Source organism: Comamonas sp. wu1-DMT (assembly GCF_040187805.1).
Lineage (GTDB): Bacteria > Pseudomonadota > Gammaproteobacteria > Burkholderiales > Burkholderiaceae_C > Comamonas > Comamonas thiooxydans.
The window spans coordinates 250,660-260,913 of sequence record NZ_JBANEM010000006.1; the positions used below are offsets into that span (position 1 = coordinate 250,660).

Genomic DNA, 10,254 nt, shown 5'->3' on the forward strand with positions numbered 1-10,254 from the left:
CACTTTTTTTTCATGCATTTCAGCGTTTTTTTTAGACGCAAAGACGCTGTGCTTTGGCGTTTTATAAGTATTCGTACAGAGATATGTATCAAATAAGATTGAATTTCTTATGTGATACGGCATACAAAACAGGGGAGTTTGTATGTTCTGCGCTTGTATCCAGTGGGCGGTTTCAATGAAACTTTTCCACCACTTGTATGTGACTTGTTCATTGTAGTTGTGGATTCCGCCGGGTGCAGTTACCAAGAAACTTATCCACAGGCAGATCAGAGAATTGGCCTGTACATATCCTGGAGACAACCATGTATTCATGTCTGTGGATATGGTTGTTAAATTTTTATGAATAAAAAACTTTTTCTAGATTTCGATATTGCTGATGTTTTTCGGGATCTGCATAGTTTTCAAGCGCTGTGAGTAAGTTTGTCCATGGCTTGCATCGCTCTTGCAGGGTATGGAGTTCTCGGTTTATCCACAGGTTAGACGGATCTGCTCCTGAAAGCATTCAGGCTCTGAATTTTCCACTGATGACGGTCATACCGCTGGTTTGTATGCCAGAGCGGTCATTTCTGTTGAAATCCGTGGTGCAAAGGAGGGAGGGGCGCAATCTATCCACTGCGTGGATAACTTCAAAGCTCTACTTTTGATAGTAGATATCCATTGCTTATCAATGGATTGATCGTGTTTTCTGAGGAATTCAGATATGAGGCGTGGCCTTGGCTTAGGTCACGATTTTTGGCTACTTTTAATACTCATGTATGAAAAAATACATGGAAAATGCCTGTTTTTTGAGCAATTGACAGATGCAGTCAATGAATTGCCTGGAAAACGGGCAATTCATCAAGTTTGCAGGCTGATTTCCCTGTTCAGCCCTGGCCCAGCTGCTCTCTGGTCGTTCTCGTGCCTGTGTTCGGTCTTACCAAACCGTAATGCGTGTGTCATCCACGCAGCTGGGGGCTGTTCCTAGCATGGTGGCATCACTGCAAGTGAAGCCGCGGACCAGCTCGTCACTTGCCAGTCATGGAAAAGGGTGAACGATGAACAAAAGCCTTGTGGGACTGCCGGGAGCGGCACATTTACCAAACTGGACATGGGCAAGACTGCCGGTGGTGGCTGCGGCCATTGCCGTGGCGGGTCTGTTGGGTGGCTGTGATGCCTCCAAGGCCACCGAGGAAGCGAAGAAACCGGTTGCGCAGCTGCCCAAAGGCTTTATTCAGGTCAAGCCAGAATCCGTGAAGATGCTGGAGATCGCGCCCGTGGCCGATCCGCAAGGGGTGCAGATGGCCTGGGCTCCTGCGCACGTGGCGTTTGTCGAGGATCGTGTGGCTTCGGTTGCAGTGCCGTTATCGGCGCGTGTCGTGGCTGTCAATGCGCATGTGGGCGATATGGTCAAGGCCGGTGATTTGCTGGCGACGCTGGTCAGCCCCGATGCACTGCGCACCCGCTATGACGTGGCTGCGGCCAAGACTGCACACGACGTGGCTGTGGTGGAAGCCCAGCGCCAGCAGACCATGGTGGACAAGGGCGTGGGCGTGGAAGTCGATCTGCGTGCCGCGCAGGCCAAGCTGCGTGAAACCTCGCAGGAGCTTGGTCGTGCACAGGGCACGGCAGCGCTGCTGGGCTCCGGTGGCGGTGATCGGATCGAGCTGCGCGCACCGCGCGCCGGCATCGTGGCCGAGCGCAAGGCCGTGGTGGGTACCGCTGCCGAGCCGGGAGCGGCGCTGTTCATGATTGGCGATCCCCAGGCCATGAATGTGGTCGCTGAGGTGTTCGAGTCCGATCTGCCAGGCATTCGTCTGGGCAGTTCCGTACAGGTCGAGGTACCGCAGCTGCCCAAGCCGATCAAGGGCACGGTCCGTCATCTGGGGGCTACGCTGGACAAGGAGTCGCGCCGCGCTGCCGTGGTGGTGGAGCTGAGCGAACAGAACCCGGTGCTGCGTCCCGGCATGCAGGCCAAGGTGGGTGTGCAGTTGTCGAATCTGCAGGAGATGCTGATTCCCGTCACTGCCGTGCTCATCAAGGATGAGAGCCGCAGCGTGGTCTATGTGCAGCATGAGAACAACCAGTTCGAGGCACGCGTGGTGACGCTGGGGCGTCCATCGCGCGGCATGGTGCCGGTGATCAGCGGCCTCAAGGTCGGTGAGAAGATCGTGGTGCGTGGTGGCCTGCTGCTCGACGGCGCGGCCAGTCAGCTGCTGTAGTCCCGGCAGGAGTCTGAACCATGCTGCGTTCATTTATTGCATTTGTCGTCCATCGCCGGCTGCTGGCGCTGTGCGCCACGCTGGCGATTGCCATCTATGGCGTCTACGCCTATCTGCAGACGGCCATCGAAGCCTATCCTGACGTGACCAATGTGCAGGTCGGCGTGATCACCCAGGCTCCTGGCCTGGCTCCTGAAGAGGTGGAGCGCCAGATCACCCAGCCGCTGGAGCGTGAACTCAACGGCACGCCGGGTCTGATATCGCTGCGTTCGGAGAGCTATTTCGGTCTCTCCATGATCAACCTGGTCTTCAACGACGACGCGAAAAGCTTCACTGCGCGCGCCGAGGTTTCGCAGCGCCTGCCGCAGGCAGATCTGCCCAACGGCGTGACGCCTGAAATGGCGCCCGACTACACACCGCTGGGCAAGATTTTCTACTATCGCCTGCAAAGCGACAGGCACACGCTGGCGCAGCTGCGCACCGAGCAGGAATGGCATGTGGTGCGCGTGCTCAAGCAGGTGCAGGGCGTGGCCGACGTGGTGAGCATTGGCGGCTTCGTCAAGGAGTTCCACGTTGAAGTGGACCCCGAGAAACTCTACAGCCTGGGCCTGTCGCTGGACGATGTGAGCGATGCGCTGTCCAAGTCCAACCGCAACGTTGGCGGTGGCCTGATGCGCCGCGGCGAGCAGTCCTTCATCATTCGCGGTATCGGCCTGTTGCGCAATCCGCAGGAGATTCAGGATGTGGTCGTTGCCATGCGTGGCAAGGCTCCCGTGACCATTGGTGACGTGGCGCGTGTCGCGCAGTCGCATACGCCGCGTCAGGGCTCGGTGGGCATGGACGACCAGAACGATGTGGTGCAGGGCATTGTGCTGCTCAAGCGCGGCGCCAACCCTTCCATCGTGCTCGATGACATTCATGCCAAGGTCGATGAGCTCAACAGTGGCGGCCTGCCTGAAGGCATGCACATGGTCACCAACTATGACCGCTCCGATCTGGTGGGCCATACGCTCAAGACCGTGCAGCACAACCTGCTGTTCGGGGCCACGCTGATCGTGGCCGTGCTGTGGCTGTTCCTGCGCAGCCTGCGTGGCTCGCTGATCGTGGCCACCGTGATTCCGCTGTCGCTGCTGGTGGCCTTCATCGGCCTGCACTGGCTGGGCATGCCCGCCAATCTGATCTCCATGGGAGCCATCGACTTCGGCATCATGGTGGACGGTGCCGTGGTGCTGGCCGAGAACATCATCCGCAATGCACGCCAGCGAAAGCCGCAGACGGCGAACGACATGCGCCACATCATTGTGGATTCGGCCGTTGCCGTGGCCAAGCCCACGCTGTTCGCCATGGCCATCGTGATTGCGGCGCTGATTCCCGTGTTCTCGCTGCAGAGCATCGAAGGCCGCATCTTCCGCCCGCTGGCCATGACCTACAGCTTTGCCCTGCTGGGTGCGCTGGTGTTTGCCATGGGGCTGGTGCCCGCGCTGTGCGCCCTGATGCTCAAGCCCAAGCATGTGATGGTGGAAGAGCCCAAGATCTTCGACCGCGCGCATCATGGCTACCAGCACTGGATCGCCAAGGTGCTGGGCGCCGCCAAGCGCCGCACGGCTGTGATTGCCGTGTTCGTGAGCGTGCTGGTGGTGGCCGGGGTTTCAGCCAAATGGCTGGGCACCGAGTTCCTGCCCGAGCTCGATGAGGGCGATGCCTATGTGCTGGTACAGATGCCTGCCTCCATCTCGCTGGAAAAAGGCCAGGAAGTGCTGCGCGATGTGCGTCTGCGTCTCAAGGTGTTCCCCGAGGTGATCACCGTTACCACGGAGCAGGGACGCCCCGAATCGGGAACCGACAACGAGACGCTCAATCTGGCCAAGGTGCTGGTGCGCCTCAAGCCTCATGGCGATTGGCGCAAGGGCTTGACCAAGCCCGCGCTGATAGAGGAAATGCGTGCGACGCTGGGTGAAATTCCCGGTGTGGCCTTCAACTTTGCGCAGCCCATTCGCGACAGCGTGGAAGAGTCCACATCGGGCGCGCGCGGCCAGGTGGTACTCAAGCTGTTCGGCCCCGATATTCCCACCCTGCGCGGCATTCTTCAGCAGACCAAGTCTCTGGTGAAAGGCATCGACGGAGTGGTTGACCTGGATCTGTATCGCGATGCTCCGGCACCGCAGGTGCATGTGCAGTTCGATCGCCAGGCGTTGGCACGCCAGGGCATCGCCATGGAAGACGCGCAAAAGACGCTGGAAGTGGCCCTGGCAGGCAATGTGGCCACCACTCTGTGGGAGGGTGAATTCCCCGTACCGGTGCGCGTGCGTCTGCCCTATGTGGACCGCATGGACGAGGAACGCATTCGCAACATCGCCATACCGCTGCCCGATGGTGGTTCGGTCCCCCTGGGATCGGTAGGTACGGTCAGCATGAAGATCGGCAACTCCTCCATCTTCCGCGAAGGCAATGCGCGCTACATGGCGCTCAAGTTCAACGTGGAAGGCCGCGATATCGGCTCGGTGGTGAAGGACACGCTGGCCACCTTCAAGCAGAACGTGAAGCTGCCCGAAGGCTACCAGGCCGTCTGGGGCGGCGAGTGGGAGAACCAGCAGCGTGCGGCTGCACGCCTGAAGGTGGTGGTGCCGCTGTCTCTGGTCATCGTCTATGCCCTGCTGTTCGGTGCGCTGGGCCAGGCCCGCAGCGCCGGCATCATCCTGCTGTGCGCGCCGTTTGCCATGGTCGGTGGCATCGCAGCCTTGCATCTGGCACACATCGAGCTGTCCATCAGCGCGGCCATCGGCTTTATCGCCTTGCTGGGTCAGGTGGCTTTGGCGGGCTTGCTGGTGGTCTCTGCGGTCGAGGATTTGCGCCGCCAGGGCATGCCCTTGATGCAGGCGCTGATCGAAGGTGCAGCCGAGCGCATGCGCTCCATCATTCTGGTGGCGCTGCTGGCGCTGCTGGGCCTGCTGCCCATGGCTCTGTCTACCGGCGTGGGTAGCGAAACCCAGCGCCCCTTTGCCTCGGTCATCGTTGGCGGCATGGTGGTGCTGCCACTGGTGGCGCTGGTGCTGCTGCCCGTGCTGTATGCCTTGCTGGGCCCCAAGAACATGTTGACGCAGGAAGAACGTGATGAAAGCGCTCAAGATGAATAAGTGGCACTCTCTGGTCATGGCCGCAGCACTGTGCTGCGGCGCTTTCAGCGGCACAGGCCATGCTGCCGAGGCTATGGATGCAGCCGCACAGAGCAATGCTGCAGCGGGCCGTCTGGCGGCCCCTGCACAGCCTGTGACCCTGCAGGAATATCTGCGCATCGTCGTGCAGAACCAGCCCAATCTGGCGGCAGATCGCATGCAGCTGGATCTGGCAAAGGCAGACAGCAAAACGGCTGCCACCATACCCAATCCCGCCATGCACTACTCCAGCAAGCGCGGAGAAAAGGAATGGGGTGTGGAGCAGGCCATCCCCATCTTCGGCCAGCGCGGCATGCGCATCGAGAACGCCAGGCTGGGCGAGAAGGCCGCCGCGGCCAATGCAGATGTCGCAGTCGCCGTCACCATGAGCGATGCAGCCCATGCCTTCAATGAGCTGCTGGTGGCCCAGCAGCGCTATCAGGTGTGGTTGGCTGCCCGTGATGAGCTGGAGAAGGCCGGCAACATCGTCAAGGGCCAGATCGAGGCAGGCACGCGCAGCCGCTATGACGGCGCGCGCCTTAACCTGCAACAGGCACAGATGAGCATGCAGGTCAGCAAGGCCCAGGCCGCCTTGCGGGATGCTGCATCACGCGTGGCCAGCATTGCCGCCTTGCCGCAATGGCAGGTGCGTGTGGAAGGCAGCCTGCAGGCCACTGACATTCGCAAGGCAGCCAGCTACGAGCAGCTGTGGAACCAGGCGCAGAACCAGTTGCCGAGTCTGCGTGCCGCGCAGGCCGAGCTCGACAGGTCGCGCCAGAAAATCAAGCTGGAGCAGCGTGAAGCATTGCCCACGCCATCCTTTGGTCTGGCCCGCATTCGCAACAGCGTGGACGGCAGTTTCAACCAGGTGGGCGTGAGCGTGGAGATCCCGCTGTTCGACCGCCGTCAAGGCCCCATCGAGCGCGCCAAGGTCGAGGCCGATCAGGCCGAGCTGCGCCGCGATGCGGCTGTGCTTGCCGCCCAGTCCGAGCTGCAGCGCGCCCTGCAGCAGCTGTCGCTGCGCCGAACGGCCGTGCGCGACTACGAGAAGGAAGGGCTGGCGCAGATTGCGCCGCTGCACCAGATGGCACAAGACGCCTACAAGCTGGGCAAGGGCACGATTCTGGAGCTGATCGATGCACTGGGCTCGATCACCGAGCACAGGCTGGAGCATCTGGAGCTGGTCAAGGACATGCTGGATGCGGAATGGGAAGTGCGTCTGGCCAGCGGTGATCTGCCACAGGTGCAGCCTTGAGCGAGGCGAGGGAGATGGCACAAACCCCTGTACCACCTCCTGATGCTGCTGCATCGCCGGCTGCGAAGGTGGAGGCAACGGCTTATAGTGTCTGTCCACCAACGGCCAGAGACAGACTCAGCATGTACCGCTACCTCATCATCGAAGACGATGCGCTCAACGCGCGTTACATCGCTGAAGGGTTGCGCCAGCAAGGCGCGCATGTCAGCGTCTGCGGTGACGGCGTGCAAGGTATTGCACAGGCCGTTGGCGAGAACTGGGATGTCATCATCCTCGACCGCATGTTGCCCAATGGCTTTGACGGGCTGCAGATTCTGCAGACACTGCGCTCCATGGGAAAACAGACGCCGGTGCTGGTGCTCAGTGCCTTGTCTGCCACTGACGAGAGAGTGCGCGGGCTCAAGGCCGGCTGCGATGACTATCTGACCAAGCCCTTTGCATTTTCCGAGCTATCGGCAAGGCTCGAAGCCCTGGTGCGCCGCGCCCAGATCCCGGCTCCCACGCGCGAGATGCAGGTGGCCGATCTGCGCGTCAACCTGATTTCGCGCAGCGCAGAGCGCGCCGGCCAGCCGCTGTCGCTGCAGCCGCGCGAGTTCCGCCTGCTGGCGTTTCTCATGCAGCACGCGCACCAGATCGTCACGCGCACCATGCTGCTGGAGTCGGTCTGGGATTACCGCTTCGATCCGCAGACCAATGTGATCGACGTGCACATCAGCCGCCTGCGCAGCAAGGTGGACAAAGGCTTTGCCACGCCTCTCATCCATACCGTGCGCGGTGTGGGCTACAGCCTTTCGGACCAGCCGCAAGACCTGCCCGAGGTGGTCTGATGATGCGCTCCAGACCCTGGAGTTCGCTGGCCTTCAGGCTGGCTCTCAGCTATGGTGGCCTCCTGGTTCTGACCATGGCCATTGTGCTGGCCGTCTTCTATGTGCAGACCGTGGGCGTGGTGCGGGTGAGGCTCGACAAGCAGGCCGAAAACCATGTGCGCAGACTGACCGAGCACTCAGCCAAATACGGCCCTGGAGCACTGGAAAGCGAGATATTGCAGACCATTCGTGACGGTGTGAATACCGACACGGAAATCCTCATTCTCATGAACCCGCAGGGCGAGACCATTGTCAGCAATGCCGAGGTCTATCCTCCGCGCAAGCTCAGCATCATGGGCGTGCGCGAGCTGACCGTGAAGCGCAACGGGCGGCTGATGGTGGGTCGGGTTGCCGTGGTCGAAATGCCCAATGGCAATCTGCTGGCCGTAGGCAGCGACATGCAGCTGCAGCGCGACATGGAGGAGCTGTTCGGTCAGGCCAGCTTGCTGGCGGCCGTTGCAGCCTGCATCATGGCCCTGATAGGTGCCATGGTCTTCAGGCGTGTGGTGGATGAGCGCGCGGCAGCCATTCGCAACACCATGTCGCGCGTTGCAGCGGGCGATTTGCGCCAGCGCATTCCGGTCGATCCGCGCGGTGATGAATTCACGCTGCTCAACCGCGATATCAACTCCATGCTCGATCGGCTCGAGCAGTTGATGGAAGGCATACGTCATGTCTCCAACAGCATTGCGCACAATCTCAGAACGCCGCTGACGCGCATCCTGCTGCGCCTGCGCAACGCGCAGCAGGTCAGCCCCGAAATGCAGTCCGCCACGCTGGCGCTGGTGGCCGAAGAAGTCGCTGAACTCGGTGTGGTGTTCGAGAAGCTTTTGCAGATTGCCGAAGTGGAAAGCGGAGCCAGCCGCAAGAGCTTTGCACCGGTTGATCTGCAGGCCTTGCTGGTCGATGTGGTGGACTTCTACGAGCCGCTGGTGGAAGACGCCGGGGGCATTCTCAGGCTGGATGTGCAGCAAGGTGTGCAGGCCCTGGGCGATGGTGACTTGTTGGCCAGCGCCGTCTCAAATCTTGTCGATAATGCTATTAAATACGGAGCATCATCCAGCGACATTCATGGCGCTGACGTGCTGCTGCGTGCGGCCCCGGCGCAGGAGCAGGGCAGCGATGGCGCATGGGGGGTGGAGATCACCGTGCAGGACCAGGGACCGGGCGCAGATCCTCAGACCCTGGAGAAAATGACCACCCGTTTCTATCGCGCAGAATCGGATCGCCCAGGCTACGGACTGGGCCTGGCCAGCGTGCTGGCCATTGTCCAGCTGCATGGCGGCAAGCTCAGTTTTCACAACGCCAATCCGGGCATGGTGGCGCGCATCTGGCTGCCTGCCGTGGCCGATGTCTGAATCGCTGCCCAGAAGCTTTCAGATCTGCGAAAGCGCCTTGTTGCCGTAGGCGCAGAACCCCGGTTTGGGCCCCTTCTTGGGATGCAATCTGCAGGTCTCCGGGCGTTTGTCATAGACCGTGCAACGGCGCGTGTTCTTGTCCAGAAAATTGCAGTCTCCGCCTGCCCGGCGGGCCATGGTGAAGATCTCGTGCTTGGGGTTGAAGTGGTCGATCAGGCGCATCTTCAGCAGCCGCTTGGCGATCAGCTTGGGCTCGATGTTTTCGACCTCGAACGGGTCCACCAGCTCCAGGCGCACCAGATCCGGCAGGCGTACCTCCAGCGGCATGGTGCAGCAATTGGCTGCGCAGCTGTCGCACATGCCGGCCTTGTACTTGCTCCAGGTTTCCAGGCGGTCGACGTCAACAATGCGGATGGAGGATTTCATTTCGGGTGGGGCACTTCTGGGAGAAGCGCGATGCTGCCATGAGATGTCGATGTCTGCCTTGCGTCATTGCTATGAGCAGACCCGGCTCATGGGATTGAGCCGGCTGCGCAGCAGCCTACACTGCACAGGCATATCACCATCCACGGGAGAACGATTTTGGCAAGCCAAACCACGCTTTACTACGCAGCTGGCACCTGCGCGCAGGCCGTACTGATTGCGCTTTATGAGGCCGATGCCCAGTTCACGCTCAAGACGCTGAGCTTTGCCGACAACGAGCAGCGCAGCCCAGAATACCTGAGCATCAATCCCAAGGGCAGGGTGCCCGCGCTGGTCACGGAACGTGGCGTGCTGACCGAAACTCCCGCGCTGCTGCTGTATGTGGCGCAGACCCATCCGCAGGCAAGGCTGGCGCCGCTCCATGATCCCTTCGCGCTGGCGCAGATGCAGGAGTTCAATGCTTATCTGGCATCGACCGCGCACATCGCCCACGCCCACCGTCCGCGCGCCTCGCGCTGGGCCGACGACGAGGCCGCCCAGGCCGCCATGCGCGCCAAGGTGCCGCAAAACATGCGCGAATGCTTTGCCGTGATCGAAGAGCATTATCTGGGCGACAAGACCTGGGTGATGGGCGAGCAGTTCACCGTGGCCGACGGCTATCTCTACACCGTGGCGGGCTGGCTCAAGGGCGACGGCGTGGACATCGCCGAATTCCCGCGCGTGGCAGCCCATTTCGAGCGAGTGAAGGCCAGGGCTTCGGTGCAGAGGCTGGGCTGACGGCATCTCAAATGCCGGACGTGAAGGGATAAGAAATACGCATGCCAGCGTATTGGTGAATTGCCATCGCGCTTGTGGCGAGGGCTGTGGCAGGCCTGATTGCGTCCCAATGGGAGAGGGCCATAGGGGCGCTGTTGCATAAATCGTCGTTTGGGGTGGGGTAGCCTCGGGCGATGAGTCAGACTCCGCAGTCCAAGCCCCGCTACCGCACCACCAACTGGAAGC

The 10,254-nt window shown here is 60.9% G+C and carries 7 protein-coding genes; 6 read left to right on the top strand and 1 reads right to left on the bottom strand.

The features are described from left to right. Window positions 1–1,034: 1,034 nt before the first annotated feature. The 5 genes from V8Z78_RS11510 (at window position 1,035) to V8Z78_RS11530 (ending at window position 8,829) form a co-directional block, all read left to right on the top strand. A complete protein-coding gene (locus tag V8Z78_RS11510) occupies window positions 1,035–2,198 on the top strand; it encodes an efflux RND transporter periplasmic adaptor subunit (RefSeq protein WP_034347924.1) in 1,164 nt (387 codons plus the stop codon). Window positions 2,199–2,218: 20 nt separating this feature from the next. Further along, window positions 2,219–5,332: an efflux RND transporter permease subunit gene (locus V8Z78_RS11515; RefSeq protein WP_012836546.1), complete on the top strand. Its 3,114-nt coding sequence runs from the start codon at window positions 2,219–2,221 to the stop codon at window positions 5,330–5,332. Next, window positions 5,310–6,605 (top strand): TolC family protein, encoded by a 1,296-nt coding sequence (locus tag V8Z78_RS11520; RefSeq protein WP_349731389.1) that lies wholly within the window; start codon window positions 5,310–5,312, stop codon window positions 6,603–6,605. Before V8Z78_RS11515 ends, V8Z78_RS11520 begins: the two co-directional genes overlap by 23 nt. A 122-nt stretch (window positions 6,606–6,727) precedes the next feature. After that, window positions 6,728–7,432 carry a response regulator transcription factor gene (locus tag V8Z78_RS11525; RefSeq protein WP_003065317.1) on the top strand — a complete coding sequence of 235 codons (705 nt, stop codon included), beginning with the start codon at window positions 6,728–6,730 and terminating at the stop codon, window positions 7,430–7,432. Continuing rightward, on the top strand, window positions 7,432–8,829 hold the full coding sequence (locus V8Z78_RS11530) for a sensor histidine kinase (protein WP_349731390.1): 1,398 nt from the start codon (window positions 7,432–7,434) through the stop codon (window positions 8,827–8,829). Before V8Z78_RS11525 ends, V8Z78_RS11530 begins: the two co-directional genes overlap by 1 nt. An 18-nt stretch (window positions 8,830–8,847) precedes the next feature. On the opposite strand, the gene V8Z78_RS11535 is transcribed toward V8Z78_RS11530, so the two are convergent. Then, window positions 8,848–9,255, bottom strand: coding sequence for a YkgJ family cysteine cluster protein (locus V8Z78_RS11535; RefSeq protein WP_349731391.1), 408 nt, complete (start codon window positions 9,253–9,255; stop codon window positions 8,848–8,850). Window positions 9,256–9,411: 156 nt separating this feature from the next. Here V8Z78_RS11535 and V8Z78_RS11540 point away from each other — a divergent pair, with 156 nt between their 5' ends. Further along, on the top strand, window positions 9,412–10,029 hold the full coding sequence (locus V8Z78_RS11540) for a glutathione S-transferase family protein (RefSeq protein ID WP_349731392.1): 618 nt from the start codon (window positions 9,412–9,414) through the stop codon (window positions 10,027–10,029). Window positions 10,030–10,254 lie beyond the last annotated feature (225 nt).

What these genes read in the sequence shown, in the direction of transcription:
- V8Z78_RS11510 (WP_034347924.1), top strand. Translation starts at nt 1,035, where the DNA reads ATGAACAAAAGCCTTGTGGGACTGCCGGGAGCGGCACATTTACCAAAC.
- V8Z78_RS11515 (WP_012836546.1), top strand. Translation starts at nt 2,219, where the DNA reads ATGCTGCGTTCATTTATTGCATTTGTCGTCCATCGCCGGCTGCTGGCG.
- V8Z78_RS11520 (WP_349731389.1), top strand. Translation starts at nt 5,310, where the DNA reads ATGAAAGCGCTCAAGATGAATAAGTGGCACTCTCTGGTCATGGCCGCA.
- V8Z78_RS11525 (WP_003065317.1), top strand. Translation starts at nt 6,728, where the DNA reads ATGTACCGCTACCTCATCATCGAAGACGATGCGCTCAACGCGCGTTAC.
- V8Z78_RS11530 (WP_349731390.1), top strand. Translation starts at nt 7,432, where the DNA reads ATGATGCGCTCCAGACCCTGGAGTTCGCTGGCCTTCAGGCTGGCTCTC.
- V8Z78_RS11535 (WP_349731391.1), bottom strand. Translation starts at nt 9,255, where the DNA reads ATGAAATCCTCCATCCGCATTGTTGACGTCGACCGCCTGGAAACCTGG.